This window comes from Azospirillum lipoferum 4B, from assembly GCF_000283655.1.
Classification (GTDB): Bacteria; Pseudomonadota; Alphaproteobacteria; order Azospirillales; family Azospirillaceae; genus Azospirillum; species Azospirillum lipoferum_C.
The window spans coordinates 238262-260522 of sequence record NC_016587.1 but is presented as its reverse complement, the minus strand read 5'-3'; the positions used below and the strand labels follow the sequence as shown (position 1 = coordinate 260522).

General features: G+C 70.2%; 20 protein-coding genes and 1 riboswitch. Of the genes, 15 read left to right on the top strand and 5 right to left on the bottom strand.

Annotated features, from left to right (window positions below):
• Positions 1 to 54 precede the first annotated feature (54 nt).
• From paaE to paaK, 7 genes are read left to right on the top strand one after another with little or no spacing between them, the layout of a single operon-like run.
• The gene (gene paaE / locus AZOLI_RS25410) at positions 55 to 1134 is read left to right on the top strand and encodes a 1,2-phenylacetyl-CoA epoxidase subunit PaaE (RefSeq protein WP_014189508.1); all 1080 of its coding nucleotides are present in this window, start codon (positions 55 to 57) and stop codon (positions 1132 to 1134) included.
• 42 nt (positions 1135 to 1176) lie between these two features.
• Positions 1177 to 2856: a phenylacetic acid degradation protein PaaN gene (gene paaN / locus AZOLI_RS25405; RefSeq protein WP_014189507.1), complete on the top strand. Its 1680-nt coding sequence runs from the start codon at positions 1177 to 1179 to the stop codon at positions 2854 to 2856.
• The gene (gene paaG, locus AZOLI_RS25400) at positions 2853 to 3647 is read left to right on the top strand and encodes a 2-(1,2-epoxy-1,2-dihydrophenyl)acetyl-CoA isomerase PaaG (RefSeq protein WP_014189506.1); all 795 of its coding nucleotides are present in this window, start codon (positions 2853 to 2855) and stop codon (positions 3645 to 3647) included. Before paaN ends, paaG begins: the two co-directional genes overlap by 4 nt.
• A complete protein-coding gene (gene paaH / locus AZOLI_RS25395; protein ID WP_014189505.1) occupies positions 3647 to 5311 on the top strand; it encodes a 3-hydroxyacyl-CoA dehydrogenase PaaH in 1665 nt (554 codons plus the stop codon). The genes paaG and paaH overlap by 1 nt, the downstream gene beginning before the upstream one ends.
• Complete coding sequence (gene paaI, locus AZOLI_RS25390; protein ID WP_014189504.1) at positions 5308 to 5757, top strand: hydroxyphenylacetyl-CoA thioesterase PaaI; 450 nt, start codon at positions 5308 to 5310, stop codon at positions 5755 to 5757. The genes paaH and paaI overlap by 4 nt, the downstream gene beginning before the upstream one ends.
• Entirely contained in the window at positions 5750 to 6958 is a 1209-nt protein-coding gene (pcaF, locus tag AZOLI_RS25385; RefSeq protein WP_014189503.1) for a 3-oxoadipyl-CoA thiolase, read from the top strand. The genes paaI and pcaF overlap by 8 nt, the downstream gene beginning before the upstream one ends.
• A 60-nt stretch (positions 6959 to 7018) precedes the next feature.
• Positions 7019 to 8344 (top strand): phenylacetate--CoA ligase PaaK, encoded by a 1326-nt coding sequence (paaK, locus tag AZOLI_RS25380; protein ID WP_014189502.1) that lies wholly within the window; start codon positions 7019 to 7021, stop codon positions 8342 to 8344.
• 149 nt (positions 8345 to 8493) lie between these two features.
• On the opposite strand, the gene AZOLI_RS25375 is transcribed toward paaK, so the two are convergent.
• The 5 genes from AZOLI_RS25375 to AZOLI_RS25355 form a co-directional block, all read right to left on the bottom strand.
• A complete protein-coding gene (locus tag AZOLI_RS25375; protein WP_014189501.1) occupies positions 8494 to 9147 on the bottom strand; it encodes a MarC family protein in 654 nt (217 codons plus the stop codon).
• Positions 9148 to 9463: 316 nt separating this feature from the next.
• Positions 9464 to 10276 (bottom strand): IclR family transcriptional regulator, encoded by an 813-nt coding sequence (locus tag AZOLI_RS25370; protein WP_014189500.1) that lies wholly within the window; start codon positions 10274 to 10276, stop codon positions 9464 to 9466.
• Between the two features lie 129 nt (positions 10277 to 10405).
• Positions 10406 to 10756, bottom strand: coding sequence for a hypothetical protein (locus AZOLI_RS25365; RefSeq protein WP_014189499.1), 351 nt, complete (start codon positions 10754 to 10756; stop codon positions 10406 to 10408).
• A 171-nt stretch (positions 10757 to 10927) separates the two neighbouring features.
• Complete coding sequence (locus tag AZOLI_RS25360; protein ID WP_014189498.1) at positions 10928 to 11650, bottom strand: ABC transporter ATP-binding protein; 723 nt, start codon at positions 11648 to 11650, stop codon at positions 10928 to 10930.
• Positions 11643 to 12410 carry an ABC transporter ATP-binding protein gene (locus tag AZOLI_RS25355; RefSeq protein ID WP_014189497.1) on the bottom strand — a complete coding sequence of 256 codons (768 nt, stop codon included), beginning with the start codon at positions 12408 to 12410 and terminating at the stop codon, positions 11643 to 11645. The genes AZOLI_RS25360 and AZOLI_RS25355 overlap by 8 nt, the downstream gene beginning before the upstream one ends.
• Before the next feature lie 343 nt (positions 12411 to 12753).
• Positions 12754 to 12976: riboswitch (cobalamin riboswitch) on the top strand.
• 45 nt (positions 12977 to 13021) lie between these two features.
• Here AZOLI_RS25355 and AZOLI_RS25350 point away from each other — a divergent pair.
• From AZOLI_RS25350 to cobJ, 8 genes are all read left to right on the top strand, one after another.
• Positions 13022 to 13210, top strand: a complete 189-nt coding sequence (locus AZOLI_RS25350; protein WP_014189496.1) for a CbtB domain-containing protein — start codon at positions 13022 to 13024, stop codon at positions 13208 to 13210.
• Between the two features lie 9 nt (positions 13211 to 13219).
• A complete protein-coding gene (locus tag AZOLI_RS25345) occupies positions 13220 to 13993 on the top strand; it encodes a CbtA family protein (RefSeq protein ID WP_014189495.1) in 774 nt (257 codons plus the stop codon).
• A gap of 13 nt (positions 13994 to 14006) precedes the next feature.
• Positions 14007 to 15068 (top strand): cobalamin biosynthesis protein CobW, encoded by a 1062-nt coding sequence (cobW, locus tag AZOLI_RS25340; RefSeq protein ID WP_014189494.1) that lies wholly within the window; start codon positions 14007 to 14009, stop codon positions 15066 to 15068.
• A gap of 192 nt (positions 15069 to 15260) precedes the next feature.
• The gene (cobN, locus tag AZOLI_RS25335) at positions 15261 to 18677 is read left to right on the top strand and encodes a cobaltochelatase subunit CobN (RefSeq protein ID WP_014189493.1); all 3417 of its coding nucleotides are present in this window, start codon (positions 15261 to 15263) and stop codon (positions 18675 to 18677) included.
• On the top strand, positions 18674 to 20071 hold the full coding sequence (gene cobG, locus AZOLI_RS25330; protein ID WP_014189492.1) for a precorrin-3B synthase: 1398 nt from the start codon (positions 18674 to 18676) through the stop codon (positions 20069 to 20071). The genes cobN and cobG overlap by 4 nt, the downstream gene beginning before the upstream one ends.
• On the top strand, positions 20064 to 20702 hold the full coding sequence (locus AZOLI_RS25325; RefSeq protein WP_014189491.1) for a precorrin-8X methylmutase: 639 nt from the start codon (positions 20064 to 20066) through the stop codon (positions 20700 to 20702). Before cobG ends, AZOLI_RS25325 begins: the two co-directional genes overlap by 8 nt.
• A complete protein-coding gene (locus AZOLI_RS25320) occupies positions 20699 to 21439 on the top strand; it encodes a precorrin-2 C(20)-methyltransferase (protein ID WP_014189490.1) in 741 nt (246 codons plus the stop codon). Before AZOLI_RS25325 ends, AZOLI_RS25320 begins: the two co-directional genes overlap by 4 nt.
• Positions 21436 to 22209: a precorrin-3B C(17)-methyltransferase gene (gene cobJ, locus AZOLI_RS25315; protein WP_014189489.1), complete on the top strand. Its 774-nt coding sequence runs from the start codon at positions 21436 to 21438 to the stop codon at positions 22207 to 22209. Before AZOLI_RS25320 ends, cobJ begins: the two co-directional genes overlap by 4 nt.
• The last annotated feature ends 52 nt before the right edge of the window (positions 22210 to 22261 follow it).

The following is a 22261-nucleotide window of genomic DNA, read 5'->3' as shown; positions in this document are numbered from 1 at the left end:
TAGGGAGGGGGCAAACGTTTCAACCACTCCACCGGCCCGACCGAGGACCACCCCATGACCACCCCCAGCTTCCACCCGCTGACCATCCGCGAGTGCCGCCGGGAGACCGCGGACACCGTGTCGATCGCCTTCGACGTGCCGGCCGATCTCGCCGACCGCTTCCGCTTCGTGCAGGGCCAGTACCTGACCCTCAAGACCCGCATCGGCGACGAGGAGGTGCGGCGCTCCTATTCCATCTGCTCCGGCGTGGGCGAGGGCGAGCTGCGCGTGGCGGTGAAGAAGGTCGATGGCGGCCTGTTCTCCACCCACGCCAACCAGTCGCTGGCGCCGGGCGCCGTGCTGGAGGTGATGACGCCGATGGGGCGCTTCCACACCCCCATCGCCCCCGATGCCGCCCGCACCTATGTCGCCTTCGCCGCCGGCAGCGGCATCACCCCGGTGATGTCGATCCTGAAGACCGTGCTGGCGCAGGAGCCGAAGAGCCGCTTCGTCCTGGTCTACGGCAACCGCACCGTCTCCTCCATCATCTTCCGGGAGGAGTTGGAGGACCTGAAGAACCGCTACATCGGCCGGCTGGTGATCCACCATGTGCTGAGCCGCGAACCGGAAGAGGCCGGGCTGCTGGGCGGCCGCATCGGCGCCGGTCTGGTGCGCGAACTCTGCGCCGGACCCTTGAAGGCTGAAGACATCGACGCCGCCTTCCTCTGCGGCCCCCAGCCGATGGTCGAGGAGGTGCGCGACGCGCTGGCCGCCTGCGGCACTCCCCCCGCCAACATCCATGTGGAGCTGTTCGGCACCACCACCTCGGCACGCCCGGCCGCGAAGATGGCGGCAACCGACACCCCCACCGATGCCGCGACCATCGCCATCCTGCAGGACGGCAAGCGCAAGGAATTCACGCTGGCCTACGACGGCGAGAGCATCCTCGACGCCGCGCACCGGCATGGCGCCGACCTGCCCTATTCCTGCAAGTCCGGCGTCTGCTGCACCTGCCGCGCCAAGATCCGCGAAGGAAAGGTGGAGATGGCCGAGAACTACTCGCTGGAGCCGTGGGAGGTCGAGGCCGGCTATGTCCTGACCTGCCAGTCGCGACCGCTGACCGAACGGGTCGTCATCGATTTCGACGCCGCCTGATCCGACGCCGCCTGAACAACGACAATAAGGAAACGCCCCGCCATGACCACCACCCCGCAAGCCCTGTTCGAGACGCATGAGGCGACGCTGCAGAACGCCGTGGAAGCCTGCCGCAGCCGCGCCTACTGGTCGGCCTTCCCCGAAATGCCGAGCCCGCGCGCCTATGGCGAGACGGCGGCGGCGGATGGCGAGGCGGCCTTCGCGGCCTACCGCGACAAGCCCTTCGATCTGGACCAGCCGGGCGTCACCGGAACGGTGGGGGGTGAGCGCTCGCCCTTCGGCTTCGATCTCGGCATCACCTATCCGGTGTCGGACGTCGATGCGCTGGTGAAGGCGGCCAAGGCGGCGATGCCGGGCTGGCGCAAGGCCGGGCCGAACGGCCGCGCCGGCGTCTGCCTGGAAATCCTGAAGCGGCTGAACGCGCGGTCCTTCGAGATCGCCAACGCGGTGATGCACACCACCGGGCAGGCCTTCATGATGGCCTTCCAGGCCGGCGCCCCGCACGCCCAGGACCGTGGGCTGGAGGCGGTCGCCTATGGCTGGAAGGCGATGACCGACCAGACCCCGGCGGCGCGCTGGGAGAAGCCGCAGGGCAAGAACCCGCCGCTGGTGCTGGACAAGCGCTTCGAGGTGGTCGGCCGCGGCGTCGGGCTGGTCATCGGCTGCGCCACCTTCCCGACCTGGAACGGCTATCCCGGCCTGTTCGCCAGCCTCGTCACCGGCAACGCGGTGATCGTGAAGCCCGGCCCCACCGCCATCCTGCCGCTCGCCATCACCGTGAAGATCGCGCGCGAGGTGCTGGCGGAGTGCGGGCTCGACCCCAACCTCGTCACGCTGGCCATCGGCGACACCATCGCCAAGGATCTGGCCCTGCGCCCCGAAGTGGCGGTGATCGACTACACCGGCTCCACCGGCTTCGGCGACTGGCTGGAGCAGAACGCCCGTCAGGCCCAGGTCTATACCGAGAAGGCCGGCGTCAACACGGTGGTGATCGACGGCACCGACGATCCCAAGGGCATGGTGCGCAACCTCGCCTTCACGCTCAGCCTCTATTCCGGGCAGATGTGCACGACGACCCAGGTCATCTTCGTGCCCAAGGACGGCATTCAGGCCGGCGCTGACCGCATGAGCTTCGATCAGGTCGTCTCGGCACTGGCCGGCGGCGTCGACAAGTTCCTGTCCGACCCGGAGCGCGCGGTCGAGGTGCTGGGCGCCATCCAGTCCGACGCCACGCTCGCCCGCATCGACGAGGCCGCCAAGCTCGGCACTGTCGTGCTGCCGTCGCGCGCCATCGCCCATCCGAAGTTCCCGGACGCCCGCATCCGCACGCCGCTGATCCTGACCATGGATGCGGCCGACGAGGACAAGTACGGGCATGAGCTGTTCGGCCCGATCTCCATCATCGTGAAGACCGACAGCACCGCCGACAGCCTGGAACGCGCCGCCCGCCTGACCCGGACCAAGGGCGCGCTGACCACCGGCCTCTACAGCACCGACCCGCAGCTGATCGAGCAGGCCACCGACCTGTTCGTCGAGGCCGGCGTCGCCCTGTCGGTCAACCTCACCGGCGGCGTCTTCGTCAACCAGTCGGCGGCCTTCAGCGACTTCCACGGCACCGGCGCCAACCCGGCGGCCAATGCGGCGCTGTGCGACCTCGCCTTCGTCGCCAACCGCTTCCGCGTGGTGCAGAGCCGCGTTCCGGTTCTGGAGACCGCCCAATGAGCGACGAAAAGACCATCCTCCTCGACATCGCCGACGGCGTCGCCACAATCACGCTGAACCGGCCGGACCGGCTGAACAGCTTCACCGCGGCGATGCATGAGGAACTGCGCGGGGCACTGGCCGCCGTGCGCGAGGACAAGAGCGTCCGCTGCCTGTTGCTGACCGGCGCCGGCCGCGGCTTCTGCGCCGGGCAGGATTTGTCCGACCGTGCGGTCGCTCCGGGTCAGGAGGCGCCGGACCTCGGCGCGTCCATCGAGACCAACTACAACCCGCTGGTCCGCAGCTTGCGCGAGTTGCCGATGCCGGTGGTCTGCGCGGTGAACGGGGTGGCCGCCGGGGCGGGCGCCAACATCGCGCTGGCCTGCGACATCGTGCTGGCGGCGCGCTCGGCCAGCTTCATCCAGGCCTTCTGCAAGATCGGGCTGATCCCCGACAGCGGCGGCACCTGGACCCTGCCGCGTCTGGTCGGCCACGCCCGCGCCATGGGCCTCGCCATGCTGGGCGACAAGGTCTCGGCCGAGCAGGCGGAGGCCTGGGGCATGATCTGGAAGGCGGTCGACGACGACAAGCTGGCGGAGGAGGCCGGCGCGCTGGCCCGCCAGCTCGCCACCCAGCCGACGCACGGCCTTGCGCTGATCAAGCGGGCGCTGAACGTCTCGCTGGACAACGACCTCGACACTCAGCTCGACCTGGAACGCGACCTCCAGCGCGAGGCCGGCCGCACGCAGGACTACCGCGAGGGCGTCGCCGCCTTCGTCGCCAAGCGCGCGCCGAAGTTCGAGGGGCGGTGATGGCGGCGCTCGATCCCTCCGTCACGGTCGCGGTGGTCGGGGCCGGCGCCATGGGCCAGGGCATCGCCCAGGTCGCGGCGCAGGCCGGCCACCCGGTCCTGCTGGTCGACACCCGCCCCGGCGCCGCGCAGGCCGCCGTCGAGTCCATCGCCAGGGCGCTGACCGCGCTGGTGGAGAAGGGCAAGCGCACGGCGGCGGAGCGTGACGCCACGGTGGACCGGCTGCGCGCCGTGAAGGGCCTGCCCGACCTTGCCCCCGCCGGTCTGGTGGTGGAGGCCATCGTCGAGGACCTCGACGTCAAGCGCCGCCTGTTCGCGGAGCTCGAGGGCATCGTCGGGCGCGATGCCATCCTCGCCACCAACACCTCGTCGCTGTCGGTCACCGCCATCGGCGCCGGAGTGCAGCGGCCGGAACGGCTGGCCGGGCTGCATTTCTTCAACCCCGCGCCGCTGATGGCGCTGGTGGAGATCGTCAGCGGCCTCGCCACCGATTCAGGCGTCCTCGACACGCTGTTCGACACGGCCAAGGCCTGGGGCAAGAGCCCGGTGCGCTGCCGCTCCACTCCCGGCTTCATCGTCAATCGGGTTGCCCGCCCCTTCTACGCCGAAGGGCTGCGGCTGGTGCAGGAACAGGCGGCCGATCCCGCCACCATCGACGCCGTCGCGCGCGAGGCCGGCGGCTTCCGCATGGGGCCGTTCGAGCTGATGGACCTGATCGGCCACGACGTGAACTTCGCCGTCACCCGCTCGGTCCACGCCGCCTATTTCGGCGACCCGCGCTTCCAGCCCTCGCTGATCCAGCAGGAGTTGGTCGAGGCCGGGCGTCTCGGCCGCAAGACCGGCCGCGGCTTCTACGACCACAGCCCCGGCGCCGCCAATCCGATGCCGCGCAGCGCCGAACCGGCGCCCAAGCCGCAGCGGGTGACGGTGCAGGGCGACCTCGGCCCCGCCGCGGCGCTGGTCGGGCTGCTGCGCGAGGCCGGTATCGCCGTTGAGGAAGCGCCCGGTTCCGGCATGCTCGTCGTCGATGGCGTCACCCTGGCCCTGACCGACGGCCGCACCGCCACCGCCCGCGCCGCCGAGGACGGCATCGCCCCGCTGGTGCTGTTCGACCTTGCGCTCGATTACGCCAAGGCCACCCGCATCGCGCTGGCCCCCGCCGACGGCACGCCGTCCGAGGCGGTCGCCGTCGCCGCCGGGCTGTTCCAGGCGCTGGGCAAATCGGTGTCGGTGATCGACGACGCCCCCGGTCTGGTGGTGATGCGCACCGTCGCCATGCTCGCCAACGAGGCGGCGGACGCGGCGATGCAGGGGGTCGCCAGCGCCGCCGACATCAACATCGCGATGACCAAGGGCGTGAACTACCCGCTGGGGCCGCTGGCCTGGGCCGACCGCATCGGCCTGCCCCATGTGCTGTCCGTGCTCGACGCCCTGGCCCGCACCTACGGCGAGGACCGCTACCGCGCCTCGGCCCTGCTGCGGCGAAGGATCTCCGCATCCCGTATCCCCTCTCCCCCCCGGGGAGAGGGTCAGGGTGAGGGGGTCGCGCCGCGTGGCTCCGCAAACAGCGGAAATCCCAACGCCGCCACAGACTCCACGCCGCGCATCCCCCTCACCCCAACCCTCTCCCCGGGGGGGAGAGGGGGTAAGGAGCTCTCCGCATGACCACCGACCCCCAATCCCTCGCCGAAGCGGTCGGCCGCGGCATGTACGAGCGCGACCATTGCGCCCAGGCCCATGGCATCGAGCTGCTGGAGATCGCCCCCGGCTATGCCCGCATGGCGATGACCGTGCGCAAGGACATGGTGAACGGCCACGACATCGGCCATGGCGGCATGACCTTCACGCTGGCCGACACCGCCTTCGCCTATGCCTGCAACGCGGCGAACGAGGTGACGGTGGCGGCCGGCTGCTCCATCGCCTTCCCGGCTCCGGCCAAGCTGGGCGACCTGCTGACCGCCGAATGCCGCGAGGTACACAAGCGCGGCCGTTCCGGCGTCTACGACGTCACCGTCACCAACCAGGACGGCACGGTGGTCGGCCTGTTCCGCGGCCAGTCGGCGCGCCTGCAAGGCACCGTGATTCCCGTTCCAGGAGCATCCCATGCGTGAAGCCTACATCTGCGATGCCGTCCGCACCCCCTTCGGCCGTTACGGCGGCGGGCTGGCCCCGGTGCGCCCGGACGACCTCGCCGCGGTGCCGCTGAAGGCCCTGATGGAGCGCAATCCCGGCGTCGAATGGTCCGCCGTCGACGACGTGATCCTCGGCTGCGCCAACCAGGCCGGCGAGGACAACCGCAACGTCGCCCGCATGGCCGCCCTGCTGGCAGGACTGCCCGAGACGGTGCCGGGCACCACGGTCAACCGCCTCTGCGGCTCCGGCATGGACAGCATCGGCATGGCCGCCCGCGCCATCAAGGCGGGCGAGGCCGAGCTGATCGTCGCCGGCGGCGTGGAGAGCATGACCCGCGCCCCCTTCGTCATGGGCAAGTCCGACAGCGCCTTTTCCCGACAGGCGGAGATCTTCGACACCACCATCGGCTGGCGCTTCGTCAATCCGCTGATGAAGGCGAAGTTCGGCGTCGACAGCATGCCGGAAACGGCGGAGAACGTCGCCGCCGATTACGCGATCTCCCGCGCCGATCAGGACGCCTTCGCCGTCCGCAGCCAGCAGCGCGCCGGCCGCGCCCAGGAATCGGGTCGTCTTGCCCGCGAGATCGTCCCGGTCTCCATCGCGCGCCGCAAGGGCGAGCCGACCATCGTCGCCGCCGACGAGCATCCGCGCCCAGACACGACGCTGGAGGCGCTGGCCAAGCTCTCCACCCCCTTCCGCAAGGAGGGCGGCAGCGTCACCGCCGGCAATGCGTCGGGCGTCAACGACGGCGCCGCCGCGGTGATCGTGGCGTCGGAGGATGCCATGAAGCGCTATGGCCTGACCCCGCGCGCCCGCGTCGTCGGCACCGCGGTGGCCGGCGTGGCGCCGCGCGTCATGGGCATCGGCCCGGCGCCGGCGACGCAGAAGCTGCTGGCCCGCCTTGGCCTCTCCATCGGCGACGTCGACGTGATCGAGCTGAACGAGGCCTTCGCCGCGCAGGGCCTTGCCGTGCTGCGCATGCTGGGCCTGCCCGACGATGCCGAGCATGTGAACCCCAACGGCGGCGCCATCGCGCTGGGCCACCCGCTGGGCGCCAGCGGCACCCGTCTGGTCGCCAGCGCGGTGATGGAGTTGGAGGACCGCAAGGCGACCCGCGCGCTCTGCACCATGTGCATCGGCGTCGGCCAGGGCATCGCCATGATGGTGGAGCGGGTCTGAACGAAAACCGGCAACCGGCCGCCAAGCGCCGGGCATCAGTACGAAGGGGAGAAGCGCACCATGTCCATCATGACCGACACCAATGTCGACCAAGGCGCGAAAGCCGGCATGGACCGCTACGAGTTCGCCAGCCGCGACGAGATTACGGCGATGCAGACGGAGCGGCTGGCATGGTCGCTTCGCCATTCCTACGCCAACGTCGCGCCCTTCCGCGCCAAGTGCGAGGCGAAGGGCGTCCATCCCGACGACTTCAAGGAGCTGAAGGATCTGGCGCTGTTCCCCTTCACCGTGAAGGACGATCTGCGCCGCGCCTATCCCTACGGCATGTTCGCCGTGCCGATGGAGGACATCGTGCGCGTTCATGCCTCCAGCGGCACCACCGGGCGGCCGACGGTGGTCGGCTACACCAAGGGCGACATCGACGTGTGGGCGGAGGTCGTCGCCCGCTCCATCCGGGCGGCGGGCGGCACGCGCAACGACATCGTCCACATCGCCTACGGTTACGGCCTGTTCACCGGCGGGCTTGGCGCCCATTACGGGGCGGAGCGGCTGGGCTGCGCCGTGGTGCCGATGTCGGGCGGCCAGACCGAGAAGCAGGTCCAGCTGATCCAGGACTTCAAGCCGACCATCATCATGGTCACGCCGTCCTACATGCTGAACATCGCCGACGAGATGCGCCGCCAGGGCATCGACCCGCGCAGCACCAGCCTGCGCGTCGGCATCTTCGGCGCCGAGCCCTGGACCGGCGCGCTGCGCGAGGAGATCGAGCGCACCTTCAACATCCACGCCGTCGACATCTACGGCCTGTCGGAGGTGATGGGACCGGGCGTGGCGTCGGAATGCGTCGAGACCAAGGACGGCCCGGTGATCTGGGAGGACCATTTCTACCCCGAGATCATCGATCCCGACACCGGCGAGGTGCTGCCCGACGGCTCATACGGCGAGCTGGTCTTCACCACGCTCACCAAGCAGGGCATGCCGGTCATCCGCTACCGCACCCGCGACCTGACCCGGCTGCTGCCGCCGACGGCGCGCGGCATGCGGCGGATGGACAAGATCACCGGCCGGTCGGACGACATGCTCATCATCCGCGGCGTGAACGTCTTCCCGACCCAGGTCGAGGAGCTGATCTGCAAGATCCCCGCCCTCGCTCCCCATTACGAACTGGTGGTGAGCCGCGACGGCCACATGGACAACCTCGCCGTCCGGGTGGAGATGCATGACGGCATCCACCCGTCGGAATGGGACGGCCACGCCAAGCACCTGCAGCATTCGATCAAGTCGCTGATCGGCATCAACACCCGCGTCGAGGTGGTCGAACCCGGCGGCATCGCCCGCTCCATCGGCAAGGCCAAGCGCGTGCAGGACCTGCGTCCGAAGGGCTGATACCGCCGAGCCGTACGCTCGGCGGTAAGGGCCGCGACTGCGGCCCCGCAGGCCCATGCCTGCGAAGGCAAGCGGCCGGACGGCCGCGCCCGCCGTTTGAGGGCGAGCGTAAAGCCTGACATGTCAGGCTTTACGCTCGATAAGAAGACTCAGTCCTTCTGCGACAGCAGCGGGAAGGCGTCCAGAACACCGGTCAGCAGGATCTGGACGCCGACGCAGAACAGCAGGAAGGCGAACAGCCGCGTCAGCACCCGCACCCGCGTCGGCCCCAGGAAGGCGACGATGCGGTCGGCGGAGCGGTAGGACAGCCAGATCAGCGCGGCGATCGCCAGCGCCGCGCCCGACATGCCGATGAAGAACTCGATCAGCCCGTCGCCCCGCGTCGGGCGGGTGGAGCCGAGAGCGATGGCGACCGAAATGGTGCCCGGCCCGGTGGTGAAGGGGATCGTCATCGGGAAGAAGGCCGATTCCGCCAAGCCATCGCCGTCGCCGGCCGCCTGCTCCTGCTTGCGCGCCTCGTGCCGTTCCGGCGCCGACAGCAGCGCCCAGGCCCGTTCCGCCACCACGAAGCCGCCGGCAATCCGCAGCGCCGCCATCGACACGCCGAAGAAGTTCAGCACATAGGCACCCGCCCACAAGGCGGTCAGCATGACGATGGCCGAATAGAGGCTGACCAGCCCGGCCAGCCGCGCCCGGTCGCGCGGGCTGCTGTCCGCCGTCACCTGACTGAAGATCAGCGCCATCGCCAGCGGATTGACGATGGAGAACAATGCCGTGAAGGCGAGCAGGAAACTGTCGAACATGGGATCCGGGCTGTCGGTCGGCTGTCCGAACAGTTAGCTGGGACGGGACAATGCTGGCAAGGGCGGCGTTGCGCCGGCCTTAGGGTAGTCGCATATCGAGTTCGCACGCAAAGCCCCTCTCCCCTTGCGGGAGAGGGGTTGGGGTGAGGGGGCGCAAGTTTGATTTCCAACGGCTTTCAGCCGGCGGCTCCCCTCATCCCAACCCGCGGGTCGGCAAAACGCCGTTGGCGTTTGGCCGATCCCGCCCCACAAGGGGAGAAGGGCTTTCGTGGCGACAAGCGGCTGCTCCCGATTTAAATTCGGTGGCCCCCCACTCTCATCCGTTGAACAGCGTTGCGTCGATCCGCCGGACCATCGCCACCAGCCGCGGCGCGAACTCTTCCTCAAGCTTTTGCAAATCGACCATGAAGGCCGGCCCGCCGCAGTTGAAGGCCAGCACCTGCGAGCCGTCGCGCGGCACGAAGGGAACGCCGACGGCATGCACCTCCGATTTCCAGGCGCCGATGGAGCGGCAATAGCCGCGCGTCCGGTAATCCTCGATGGCCTGCAGGATGCCGTCGCGGATCTCCGGCCAGCGCTCCCCCTCATGCTCCTCCAGCTTCGCCATCAGCGGCGCGCGCTCCGCCTCCGGCAAGGCGGCCAGATAGGCGCGGCCCATGCCGGTGGTCGACAGCTTGATGTGGGAGCCGACGTCGAGCGACAGGGTGATCGGTCCGGTCGCCTTGCAGCATTCCAGATAGATCATGCTCAGCCGGTCGCGCCCGCCCAATGCGACGGCAAGGCCGGTCTGGTCGGCCAGTTCCTGCATCAGCGGACGCGCCACCTGCCGGATGCCCATGCCCGACAGGCTGGCATAGCCCAGCGCAAGCACCGAGGTGCCGAGCCGGTATTTGCCGGTGTTCTGGTCGTAGGCGAGATAGCCCAGCTTGGCCAGCGTGTAGGTCAGCCGCGACACCGTCGGCTTGGGCAGGCCGGTGCGCTGCGCCAGTTCCAGGTTGCCCAGCATCGATTCGTTGCGGCGGAAGGCGCGCAGCAGTTCCAATCCGCGGGCCAGCGCCGTGACGAAGCGCGGGTCCTTCTCGTCCTCCGCCAGATCGTCGGCGACCAGAGCCTCTTCCCGCCTGCGCATGACCTGAGACCTCCCGCAAAAGATTGCGGGACGATCCTGCCAGCGCGCAAAGAGCGCGTCAACGGAACATTATTCCGCCATGCGAAACTTGCCTCGCCGGCCGGTAGCCCCGGCCCATAGCCCAGGATGCTAAACCCGTTCGTACCGCGATGCGGGCGAAATGCCCAGCGGCTTCGCATCACCCCCCGCCAAGATCGGGTCATGGTCGACCAGCAGCCGTGAACTAAGCACCACATACAGGGCTGCGGTGGCGGTGGCGAGAAAGACCATCGCGATACCGAAAGGCGAGCTTGCACCATCGCGCGGACCGAACGCGCCCAGGGTTACCGCCAGACCGGCAAGGGCGACGCAGGACAGAAACACGAAGCCCATGGTTGGCCGGACTTTCAGGAGACAGGCCGACAGGCCCACGATCATGATCGCCTCGAACGCCTGAATCAGCGTCGCGTCGCCGGCGCGGATCGAGACAAAGCCGATCAACCCCGGCAGATAGGCGGCGCCGGGCTCCCGAAACCGACCTCCCTCCCCGACCCGCCACCTTCGATCGGGTAACCTTGAATCAGGTATGAGCCGGCACCGCCCGCCCCTCCGCTTGTGAACGCCGGAGAAAGGAGGCTCGTGGCGCCGGCCACATCCGGCCGCCAGACCGCCCTACACCCCCAGATAGGTGTGGAGCTTGTCCATGTTGGCGCTCAGCTGGTCGTTGGGGATCATGTCCACCACATGGCCCTCCTCCATCACGTAATGACGGTCGGCGATGGTGGCGGCGAAGCGGAAATTCTGTTCCACCAGCACGATGGTGAAGCCGCGCGCCTTCAGCGCCCGCACCGCCACGCCGATCTGCTCGATGATGACGGGGGCGAGGCCCTCGGTCGGTTCGTCCAGCAGGATCATGGTGGCACCGGTGCGCAGGATGCGGGCGATGGCCAGCATCTGCTGCTCGCCGCCCGACAGGCGCGTTCCCTGCGTCGAGCCGCGGCCCTTCAGGTTGGGGAACAGGTCGTAGATCTGCGGGATCGTCATCCCGCCCTCTTTCACCACCGGCGGCAGCGTCAGGTTCTCGTCCACGCTGAGCGAGGAGAAGATGCCGCGCTCCTCCGGCACATAGCCGATGCCAAGGCGCGGGATCCTGTGCTGCGCCATGCCGATCAGCTCCTGCCCCTGGAAGCGGATGGAGCCGGTGCGCTTGCCCATGATCCCCATGATGGCGCGCATGGTGGAGGTCTTGCCGGCGCCGTTGCGGCCCAGCAGCGTCACCACCTCGCCCTGCCGCACCTCCAGGCTGACGCCGTGCAGCACATGGCTTTCGCCGTAATAGCCGTGCAGGTCGGCGATCTCCAGCATCGCGGTTTTGGTCATCGCGCCGTCAGGCATGTCCGGTCCCCATATAAGCTTCCATCACCTGCGGGTTCTTGGAGACGACCTCATACGGTCCCTCCGCCAGGATCTCGCCGCGACGCAGCACGGTGATGGTGTCCGACAGGTGGGCGACGACCGACAGGTTGTGCTCCACCATCAGCACGGTGCGGTCGGCGGCGACGCGCTTGATCAGCGCCGCGGTGCCTTCGATGTCCTCATGGCCCATGCCGGCCAGCGGCTCGTCCAGCAGCATCACCTCCGGGTCGAGCGCCAGCGTGGTGGCGATCTCCAGCGCGCGCTTGCGGCCATAGGGCAGCTCGGCAGCGGTGTGGCCGGCCCAGGGGGTGAGGTTCACCGCCTCGATCAGCTCCAGCGCCCGGTCATGCAGGTCGTAGAGCGTCGATTCGGACTTCCAGAAATGGAAGCTGGTGCCGAGCGGCCGCTGCAAGGCCACCCGGACATTCTCCAGCACGCTCAAATGCGGGAAGACGGCCGAGATCTGGAAGGAGCGGACCAGCCCCATCAGCGCGATGTCCGCCGGCTTGGTCCGGGTGATGTCGCGGCCCTTGTAGAGGATCTGGCCGCGCGTCGGCGTCAGGAACTTGGTCAGCAGGTTGAACACCGTGCTCTTGCCGGCGCCGTTCGGGCCGATCAGCGCGTGGATGGTGCCCCGCTTCACCTGCAGGTTCACCTCCTTCACCGCCACGAAGCCCTTGAACTCCTTCGTCAGGTTGCGCGCTTCCAGGATGATGTCGTCGTTCGGTGCGGCGTTCATCGGTCGCGAATTCTCCTCCCGTTCGTCCTTATATCCGGGCTTGTGCCCAGGGCTTATATCCGGGCTCCCGGCCCGGGGGCCGCCATGCGGCGGGACGTTTAACCGTTTGTTGTACGCACGAAGCGTGCCACGACTGGGTTCGCTTCGTCCGGGCCTGCGGACCCATTGTTTCTCCGCGGGTTCGCCTCCGCCTCCCTCTCTTCCCGCCGGATCATGACGCCGGAAAGTGTCGGAATCGCGGACACTCTGTCCACCAAACATGACACCATCCAAAATGTCGGTGCGCAAGATCGTCCGTGTGGCCGACGCCATATTGCGGACTTGCCAAATCGGCACCGCACTGCGATTGTGGCCGTCCGACGGTGCCCCGCCCGTCCTGACGGATGACGGGGATAATAGGGAATGCGGTGCGGATCTCCGTTGCACGGGGTCCAATGCCGCGGCTGCCCCCGCAACTGTGTGCGGCGAGCGTCCCGTCCATCATGCCACTGGCCTTTGCGCCGGGAAGGCGGACGGCGATGCGACGACCCGCGAGCCAGGAAACCTGCCGGCGGATGAATCGACCTTTCCCAACCCCGCCGGGTGTGGCGGGACAGCAAGGATTTCGTTCCATGACCACCCGTTCGATCCACACTGCCGCCGGTTCCGCGACCCGCAGCGCCGCCCAGACCGCGGTCGCCGCCTTCGCCGCGATCCTGCTGGGCAGCTTCCTGCTGTACGGCGTCGGCTTCGCCCAGCCGCAGCAGATCCACGACGCGGCTCACGATGCCCGTCACTCCTTCGCGTTTCCCTGCCACTAAGCCAGGGTCATGGACCTGATCCGGCGGCTGTTCACAGCCGCTTTGGTCGCGGGCGTGCTCTCCGGCACGGCCGCTTCCGTCGTTCAGCAGGCGACGACCGTCCCGCTGATCCTTGAAGCCGAGAAATACGAGGTGGTGACCCCGCCGCCCGCTCCGGCCGTGGCCGCCCCCGGCGCTGCTGCCGCTGCCGAGTCGCATCAGCATGGCCCCGTGCGCGAGGTCGGCGAAGGCGTGCCCACCACGCTGGACGAGGCGATGCAGCGCATCGGCCTGACCATCGTCTCAAACCTGCTGACCGGCGTCGCCTATGCGCTGCTGCTGTCGGCCGCGATGCTGCTTGCCGGCCGGCCGGTCGATGCGCGGCGCGGGCTGGTGTGGGGGGCCGGCGGTTTCGTCGCCGTGTCGCTGGCGCCGTCCTTCGGCCTGCCGCCGGAACTGCCGGGCATGGCCGGGGCCGATCTGGAGCTGCGCCAGCTCTGGTGGCTGGCCGCCGCAGCCGGGGCCGGCGTCGGCATGGCCGCGCTCGCCTTCGCCCGCAACCGCCTCGTCATCGCCGCCGCCGTCATCGCCGCCGCCTTGCCCCATCTGGTCGGCGCGCCCCACCCGGAAAGCGCCGAGGGCGCCGTCCCGCCGGAGCTGGCCGCCCATTTCGTCACCGCCTCGCTCGGCAGCGCCGCCCTGTTCTGGGCGATCCTGGGCGCGACTTGCGGCTGGCTGATAAGCGGTCTGGTCGGCGAGGCCGAGCATCGCCCTGCCCTGCGGGTCCAGCCCGGCGCGCGTTAAGGAGCCACGTCCCATGTCCGCCCTTCCCAAGACGGCCGCCGGCAAGGTTCCGGCAACCGTCATCACCGGCTTTCTCGGCGCCGGCAAGACCACGCTGATCCGCGGCCTGCTGGAAAAGGCCGACGGCCGACGGCTGGCCCTGATCATCAACGAGTTCGGCGATGTCGGCATCGACGGCGACATCCTGCGCGCCTGCGGCAACCCGACCTGCACCGAAGACGACGTGATCGAGCTGGCGAACGGCTGCCTGTGCTGCACCGTCGCCGACGACTTCGTCCCGGCCATCGAAAAGCTGCTGGCCCGGCCGGAGCCGCCCGAGCATATCATCATCGAGACCAGCGGCCTTGCCCTGCCCAAGCCGCTGGTCCAGGCCTTCCACTGGCCGGCGATCAAGACCCGCGTGACCGTGGACGGCGTCATCGCCGTGGTGGACGCCGCCGCCGCCGCGGAGGGCCGTTTCGCCCCCGATCCCGCGGCGCTGGAGGCCCAGCGCGACGCCGCCGGCACCGTCGATCACGAAACGCCGATCGAAGAGGTGTTCGAGGACCAGCTGCTCTGCGCCGACCTGATCGTCGTCAACAAGACCGATCTGCTGGCCGACGGCGACCTCGCCCGCGTCGAGGATCTCATCCGCGGCGCCCTCTCCCACACGGTCGGCCGCGACGCCAAGCTGGTGCGGGCCTCGCAAGGGGCCGTCGATCCGCTGGTCCTGCTCGGCGTCGGCGCGGCGGTGGAGGACGACCTCGCCAACCGTCCCAGCCACCATGACGATGAAGAGGGCCACGACCACGACGACTTCACCAGCTTCGTGGTGGAGCTGCCGCCGCAGCCCGATCCCGCCCGTCTGGCGCTGACGCTGGAGCAGGTCGCCGGCCTGCACGGCGTGCTGCGCCTGAAGGGCTTCATCGACGTGCCCGGCAAGCCGATGCGCCTGCTGGTCCAGGGCGTCGGCACCCGCATCCAGACCCACTACGACCGCCTGTGGAAGCCCGGCGAGGAGCGCCGCAGCCGTCTGGTCGTGATCGGCGAGACCGGGCTGGACCGCGATGCGGTGACGCGGGCGGTTGTTGGGTAAGGGTTAGGGTGTCGCGGCGTTTGCCCCCTCCCTAACCCTCCCCCACCCTCGGCCGGCCAAAGGCCGGTCCGATCGTGGGAGAGGGAACTGCCGCCGCATAGCAAATCCACCCTCTCCTGCGAAGCGGGGGAGGGAGGGACCCGGGCGTAAGCCCGGGAGGGAGGGGGCACCGCCGCCCCTGGACATCGAACCATGCACCTGCTCGCCGCCCGCCAGGACGAACTGGACGCCGGCCCCCAGGCGGAAGACCTGGGGCAGACGCCGGCCGACCTCGTCATGCTGTCCTTCTCCGACAGCGACCTGACCGCGCTCGCCGCCGCGTGGCGGGCCGGGCGCGGGCGGCTGCCCAGCCTCCGCCTCGCCAACCTCAACCGGCTCGGCCATCCGCTGTCGGTGGATCTCTACGCCGACGCCATCGTCGCCAAGGCGAAGCTGGTGGTCCTGCGCCTGCTAGGCGGCAGCGGCTATTGGCGCTACGGCCTCGACCGGCTCTCCGCCCTCTGCCGCGAGCGCGGCATCCCGCTGGCCGTCCTGTCCGGCGAGGCGCAGCCCGACCCGAACCTCACCGCCTACGGCACCGTCGCCCCCGAGACCGCCGACCGCCTCTGGCGCTATTTCACCGAGGGCGGCCCGGCCAACATGGCCCATCTGCTGGCCTGCGCCGCGACGCTGGCCGGCACGCCCCTGCCCCATGAGGACCCTGCCCCGGTCCCGCGCTTCGGCGCCTATGACGGCTGGAGCGGTCCCGTGCCGGCCAATGCCCCGGTCGCCGCGGTCGTCTTCTACCGCTCCCACCTGCTGGCCGGCGACCTCGCGCCGATCCACGCGCTCTGCGACGCGCTGGCCGCCCGCGGCCTCGCCCCCCGCCCGCTGTTCGTGGCCAGCCTGAAGGAGCCGGACTGCGCCGCCTGGACGCGCGCCAGCCTGACCGCCCAGAACGCCGCCGTCGTCGTCAACACCACCGCTTTCTCCGCCGCCCGCGACGACGGCTCGCCGCTGGAAGCCAACGGCAGCCCGGTCCTTCAGGCGATCCTTTCCACCACGCCCGAAGCCGGCTGGCAGGCGTCCACGCGCGGGCTGGCGCCGTCCGACCTCGCCATGAACGTCGTGCTGCCGGAGATGGACGGCCGCATCGTCGCCCGCGCCATCGCCTTCAAGACGGCGGGAGAGCCCGACCCCGACCTGCAATTCGCCGCCCCGGTCCTGCGCCCGATCCCCGACCGGGTGGCCTTCACCGCCGACCTCGCGGCAAGCTGGGTCCGGCTGTCCCGCACCCCGCGGGCGGAGCGGCGGCTGGCGCTGGTCCTGTCCGACTATCCCGGCCCCGGCGGCGGCATCGGCCATGCGGTGGGCCTCGACAGCCCGGCCAGCACCATCGCGATGCTTCACCGCCTGTCCGCCGAGGGCTACGGCCTGTCCGCCATCCCGGACACCATCTTGGGTGGGGGCGCCGACCTGATGGCGGCCCTGACCTCCGCCCCCACCCCGACCCTGTCGCTGGCCGACTACCGGCGCCTCGCCCCGCCGGAGCTGCGCGCCCGCATCGCCGTGACCTGGGGTGAGCCCGAGACCGATCCCGCCTGCCGCGAGAACGCTTTCGCCTTCCGCGCCCTGCCCTGCGGCAATGCCGTGGTTGCGGTGCAGCCCAGCCGCGGCCACGGTCCCCTGACCACCGCCCAGCATCACGACCCCGACACGCCCCCCAGCCACGGCTATCTCGCCTTTTACCTGTGGCTCCGCCATGTCGTCGGCATCCACGCGCTGGTGCAGATCGGCGCCCATGGCACGCTGGAATGGCTGCCGGGCAAGGCGGTGGCGCTGTCGGCCGATTGCTGGCCGGAGATCGTCGGCGGCGCCCTGCCGACCCTTTATCCCTTCATTGTCAACAATCCGGGCGAGGGGGTGCAGGCCCGCCGCCGCCTCGGCGCCGTGCTGATCGGCCATCTGACCCCGCCGCCCGTCGAATCCGGCCTCTATGGCGAACTCGCCGCGCTGGAAACCGCCATCGACGAGTATTCGCAGGCGACCGGACTCGACCCGCGGCGGCTGGGCATGCTGCGCGAGACGATCCTCGACCTTGCCTGGAAATCCGGTGTCGCCGCCGACTGCAATCTGCGCCCGGACGACGATCCCGACGCCATCCTGTCGCGGCTGGACGCCCATCTCTGCGACATCAAGGAATTGCAGATCCGCGACGGCCTGCATGTCTTCGGCCACAGCCCGGCCGGCGAGCGCCGCGACCGCCTGACCGCCGCCGTCGCCCGCACCGCCGATCCGCTCACCGTTGCCACAGCCGTCGACGCCTGCGGCGAGGCGGAGATGCGGGCGCTGCTCGACGGGCTGGACGGCCGTTTCGTCCGCCCCGGTCCCGGCGGCTCGCCGGCGCGCGGGCGGGCGGACACCCTGCCGACCGGCCGCAACCTCTATGCGCTCGACCCGCGCGGGGTGCCGACGCCGACCGCCTGGACGCTGGGCTGGCAGGCGGCGGACGCGCTGATCACCCGCTATCTCCAGGATCATGGCGACTGGCCGCAGCGGCTGGTGGTGGATTGCTGGGGCACCCCCGCCATGCGCACCGGCGGCGACGAGCTGGCCCAGGCGCTGGCCCTGCTGGGCGTCCGCCCGATCTGGGAGAATGGCTCCGGCCGCGTCACCGGCTACGAGATCATGCCGGCCGGCGTGCTGGGCCGCCCGCGGGTGGATGTGACGCTGCGCATCTCCGGCCTGTTCCGCGACGTCTTCCCGCAGCAGATCGCCCTGTTCGATCAGGCGGTGCGCGCCGTCGCCGGGCTGGACGAGCCCGACGACACCAACCCGCTCGCCGCCACCGCGCGGGCCGAGGAACAGCGCCTCGCAACATCCGGCACCGACGCGGCGGACGCCCGCCGCTGGGCAACCGCCCGCATCTTCGGCGCCGCCCCCGGCATCTACGGCACGGCACTGTCCGGCATGATCGCGCGCGGCGACTGGACCGCGCGGGCCGATTTCGGCGCCGCCTATCTGGAGGGCGGCTGCCACGCCTATGGCGCCGGGCTGGAGGGCGTGCCGCTGCCGGCCTTGTTCCGCCGCCGGGTGGGTGGGGCCGACGCCCTGGTCCACCACCAGGACCAGCGCGAGCATGACGTGCTGTCCACCGACGGCTTCATGCAGTTCGAGGGCGGTTTCGCCGCCGCGGCGGCGCTGGAGGAGTCCGAACCGGCGCTCTACCACCTCGACAGCGCCGATCCGGAAAAGCTCACCGTCCGCACCCTGGCGGAGGAGATCGCCCGCACCCTGCGCGGCCGGGCGGCCAACCCGCGCTGGATCCAGGGCATGATGCGCCACGGCTATCGCGGGGCGGCGGAGCTGGCGGCCGGCGTCGACACGCTGTTCGCCTTCGCCGCCACCACCGACGCCGTACGTCCCGCCCATTTCGACCAGCTGTATGACGCGTACGTCGAGGATGCGGAGGTGTGGGACTTCCTGTCGCATGCCAATCCTGCCGCCGCCCGGCACATTCTGGCGCGCATGAGCGAGGCGCTCGACCGCGGCCTGTGGCATCCCCGCCGCAACTCCACCGCGGAGGATTTGGCCGAGGAGCTGCGGCGCCTCCGGGAGATCGCGGCATGACGAACCCTGTCGCCAACCAGCCGAGACGGCGCGGCACCTGCCCCGGCGTGCTGGCGCCGATGCAGGTCGGCGACGGGTTCCTGCTGCGCGTCCGCGTCCCCGCCGGCGTGCTGCCCGCCGACCACGCCCGCCGCATCGCGGAGTTGGGGGATCGTTACGGAAACGGCCTGATCGACCTCAGCCACCGCGGCAATCTGCAGCTGCGCGGTATTCCCGCCGAGGCGCTGGAGCCGGTGACCGATGCCCTGCGCGAGATGGGCTATGTCTCCGACGATGCGGCGAGCGAGGCGGTGCGCAATTTGCTGTGCTCCCCCACCGCCGGGCTGGACCCCAGCGCGTTGATGGACGTACGGGCGGTGGCACGTACGCTCGACGCGCGGTTGGCGGCGGATACGGCCCTGCACCGCCTGCCGCCGAAATTCGGCTGGCTGGTGTGCGGCGGCGGCATCGGCCATCTGGCCGGCAGCAGCACCGACATACGCTTCGACGCGGCGGACGCGGAGCGGTTCCGGGTGTCGTTGGGCGGCACGCTGGCGAAGGCCGCACCGCTGGGGCTGTGCCGGGCGGAGGATGTGGCGGACGTGGCCTCCGCGCTGGGCCGCGCCTTTCTGGAGCTGCGCGCATCGCTGCCGGAACCACCGCGCCGCATGGCTGGTTTGGTCGCGGTGATTGGCACTGAAGAGATAGGAAAGCGCCTTCCCCCTTCGGTTTCTCCTCTCCCCCCCGGGGAGAGGATCAAGGTGAGGGGGACGCACCTCATGGATCTCTTCGGCGTTGCCGAACCCCCTCATCCTAACCTTCTCCCCGCTATCGGCGGACCGGAGGTCCGCCTGTCGCGTCAGCGCAAACTTTGTTTGCGCGAGAGCGGGGGGGAGAAGGGACTTATAGCCGGGAAAGTGGTCGCCTTCCCCTTCGGCCGCCTGACCGCCGCCACCCTGGCCGCCCTGGCTTCCGCCTGCGCCGAGATCCGCATCACCCCCTGGCGCGCCCTGATCCTCGTCGCCCCCTCCCCGGACGCCGAAACCATCGCCCGCGCCCGCAGCGCCATCCTGTCGCACACCGACCGCCGCCTGAAGCTGACGGCGTGCAGCGGGGCGGGCGGCTGCGATGTCGGCACCACCGACACCCATGCGACGGCGCTCGCCATCGCCGAGCGCGCAGGCCCCTTGCTGGACCATGTGCGAATGGTGCATGTGTCGGGCTGCGCCAAGGGCTGCGCCCATCCCGCCATCGCCGATGTCACCCTGACCGCCCGCGACGGCGTGTATGACGTCGCCCTGAACGCAAGACCCGGTGACGCCACCCGCCATAAGCAGGGGCACACCGGCCTGTCCCCCGCCGACGCCGTGGCCCGCGTCGCGGATCTGTTGACCGAGGAGTCCACCGGTGCCTGAGCCGCTCTACGACTATATCCGCGACGGAGCGGCCATCTACCGCCAGTCCTTCGCCACAATCCGGGCGGAGGCCGACCTGTCAGCCATTCCCGACGACCTGAAGCCGGTGGCGGTGCGCGTCATCCACGCCTGCGGCATGGTCGATGCCGCCCAGGATCTGCTGTTCTCCGCCGATGTCGGCAGCGCCGCCCGCGCCGCCCTGCGGTCCGGCGCACCCATCCTCTGCGACAGCGAAATGGTCGCCCATGGCGTGACCCGCGCCCGCCTGCCGGCCGACAACGCAGTGGTCTGCACCCTGCGCGACGCCGCCGTGCCCGATCTGGCCAAGAGCATCGGCAACACCCGCTCCGCCGCGGCGCTCGACCTGTGGGGCGACCGGCTGGGCGGATCGGTGGTCGCCATCGGCAACGCGCCGACGGCGCTGTTCTACCTGCTGGAGATGCTGGCGGCCGGCGCGCCGAAACCGGCGGCGATCCTGGGCTTCCCCGTCGGCTTCGTCGGCGCGATGGAAAGCAAGGAGGCACTGGCCGAAAACCCCTTCGGCGTCCCCTATCTGGCGATCCGGGGCCGGCGCGGCGGCAGCGCCATGGCCGCCGCCGCCGTCAACGCCCTGGCGAGCGACGTCGAATGAGCGGCGAGCCCCTTCCCCCCGGCACCCTGTTCGGCGTCGGCGTCGGCCCCGGCGACCCGGAACTGATGACGCTGAAGGCGGTGCGCACCATCGGCGCCTGCCCGGTCGTCGCCTATTTCTGCAAGCGCGGCACCAGGGGGCAGGCCCGCCGCATCGCTGACCAAGCCATCACGCCCGACCAGATCGAACTGCCGATGGTCTATCCGGTCACGGTGGAACTGCCGCCGACCCACCCGGAATACGGCCGCCAGATCGAAGCCTTCTTCGACGAGTCCGCCGAGCGCATCGCGGAGCATCTCGCCGCCGGCCGCTCCGTCGCCGCGCTGAACGAGGGGGATCCGTTCTTCTACGGCTCCTTCATGCATCTGTTCCTACGGCTGTCCGGGCGCTTCAAGTCGGAGGTCATCCCCGGCGTCACCAGCATGGTCTGCAGCGCCTCGCTGCTGCCGCGCCCGCTGATGCTGCGCGACGACGTGCTGTCGGTGATCCCCGGCACGCTGGACGAGGCGGCGCTGGTCCGCGCGCTGACCGCCGCCGATGCCTGCGTGGTGATGAAGCTGGGCCAGAATTTGCCCAAGGTCCGCCGCGCCATCGCCGCCGCCGGGCTGGCCGAGCGGGCATGGTACGTGGAGCGCGCCAGCATGGACGAACAGCGCTTCATGCCCTTCCTGGAGGCGCCGGACGTCGCCCCCTACTTCTCCCAGATCGTCATTCCGGGCGAGGGCAAGCGCGGATGACTGCCCCGGAGAACAATGGCTGGCTTAAGGTGGTGGGGCTAGGCCCAGGTCCCGAAGACTGGCTGACACCGGAGGCCCGGCGCGATCTGGCCGAAGCGACCGACCTCGTCGGCTATTTCCCTTATGTCGAGCGGGTGCCGCCGGGAAATCAGGTGCGCCACGCCTCCGACAACCGGGTGGAGCTGGACCGCGCCCGCTTCGCGCTCGATCTGGCGGCGCAGGGCCGGCGGGTGGCGGTGGTTTCGGGCGGCGACCCCGGCATTTTCGCCATGGCCGCCGCCATCTTCGAGGCACTCGACGATCCTGACGCGCCGGAGGCTTGGCGCGCGGTGGATCTGTCGGTCGATCCCGGCGTGTCCGCCATGCAGGCCGCCGCCGCGCGGGCCGGGGCGCCGCTGGGGCATGATTTCTGCGCCATTTCGCTGTCCGACAATCTGAAGCCGTGGGACGTGGTGCTGAAGCGCCTGCGTCTCGCGGCGGAGGCGGATTTCGTCATCGCGCTCTACAACCCGATCTCCCGCGCCCGCCCCTGGCAACTCGGCGCCGCCTTCGACGCCCTGCGCGACATCCGCGCGCCGGAAACTCCCATCGTGCTGGGCCGCGCCGTCGGCCGACCGGACGAGGAGCTGACGGTGACGACGCTGGGCGAGGTGCGGGCGGAGCAGGCGGACATGCGCACGCTGGTCATCATCGGCGCCTCGCACACCCGCTTCGTCGCGCGGGCCGACGGCAGGCGCTGGGTGTACACGCCCCGGCATTATCGGGGGTGAGGATGGGCGTGATGGCAGTGCGGGCGGAGATGCCGGCGACCAACCCACCGCG

Bases quoted from the DNA above. Each gene is read 5' to 3' on its own strand.
- pcaF (WP_014189503.1), top strand. From the start codon at position 5,750: ATGCGTGAAGCCTACATCTGCGATGCCGTCCGCACCCCCTTCGGCCGT.
- paaK (WP_014189502.1), top strand. From the start codon at position 7,019: ATGTCCATCATGACCGACACCAATGTCGACCAAGGCGCGAAAGCCGGC.
- cobJ (WP_014189489.1), top strand. From the start codon at position 21,436: ATGACTGCCCCGGAGAACAATGGCTGGCTTAAGGTGGTGGGGCTAGGC.
- AZOLI_RS25320 (WP_014189490.1), top strand. From the start codon at position 20,699: ATGAGCGGCGAGCCCCTTCCCCCCGGCACCCTGTTCGGCGTCGGCGTC.
- paaN (WP_014189507.1), top strand. From the start codon at position 1,177: ATGACCACCACCCCGCAAGCCCTGTTCGAGACGCATGAGGCGACGCTG.
- paaH (WP_014189505.1), top strand. From the start codon at position 3,647: ATGGCGGCGCTCGATCCCTCCGTCACGGTCGCGGTGGTCGGGGCCGGC.
- cobN (WP_014189493.1), top strand. From the start codon at position 15,261: ATGCACCTGCTCGCCGCCCGCCAGGACGAACTGGACGCCGGCCCCCAG.
- AZOLI_RS25355 (WP_014189497.1), bottom strand. From the start codon at position 12,410: ATGAACGCCGCACCGAACGACGACATCATCCTGGAAGCGCGCAACCTG.
- AZOLI_RS25370 (WP_014189500.1), bottom strand. From the start codon at position 10,276: ATGCGCAGGCGGGAAGAGGCTCTGGTCGCCGACGATCTGGCGGAGGAC.
- paaE (WP_014189508.1), top strand. From the start codon at position 55: ATGACCACCCCCAGCTTCCACCCGCTGACCATCCGCGAGTGCCGCCGG.
- AZOLI_RS25375 (WP_014189501.1), bottom strand. From the start codon at position 9,147: ATGTTCGACAGTTTCCTGCTCGCCTTCACGGCATTGTTCTCCATCGTC.
- AZOLI_RS25350 (WP_014189496.1), top strand. From the start codon at position 13,022: ATGACCACCCGTTCGATCCACACTGCCGCCGGTTCCGCGACCCGCAGC.
- cobG (WP_014189492.1), top strand. From the start codon at position 18,674: ATGACGAACCCTGTCGCCAACCAGCCGAGACGGCGCGGCACCTGCCCC.
- AZOLI_RS25360 (WP_014189498.1), bottom strand. From the start codon at position 11,650: ATGCCTGACGGCGCGATGACCAAAACCGCGATGCTGGAGATCGCCGAC.
- paaI (WP_014189504.1), top strand. From the start codon at position 5,308: ATGACCACCGACCCCCAATCCCTCGCCGAAGCGGTCGGCCGCGGCATG.
- AZOLI_RS25345 (WP_014189495.1), top strand. From the start codon at position 13,220: ATGGACCTGATCCGGCGGCTGTTCACAGCCGCTTTGGTCGCGGGCGTG.
- paaG (WP_014189506.1), top strand. From the start codon at position 2,853: ATGAGCGACGAAAAGACCATCCTCCTCGACATCGCCGACGGCGTCGCC.
- cobW (WP_014189494.1), top strand. From the start codon at position 14,007: ATGTCCGCCCTTCCCAAGACGGCCGCCGGCAAGGTTCCGGCAACCGTC.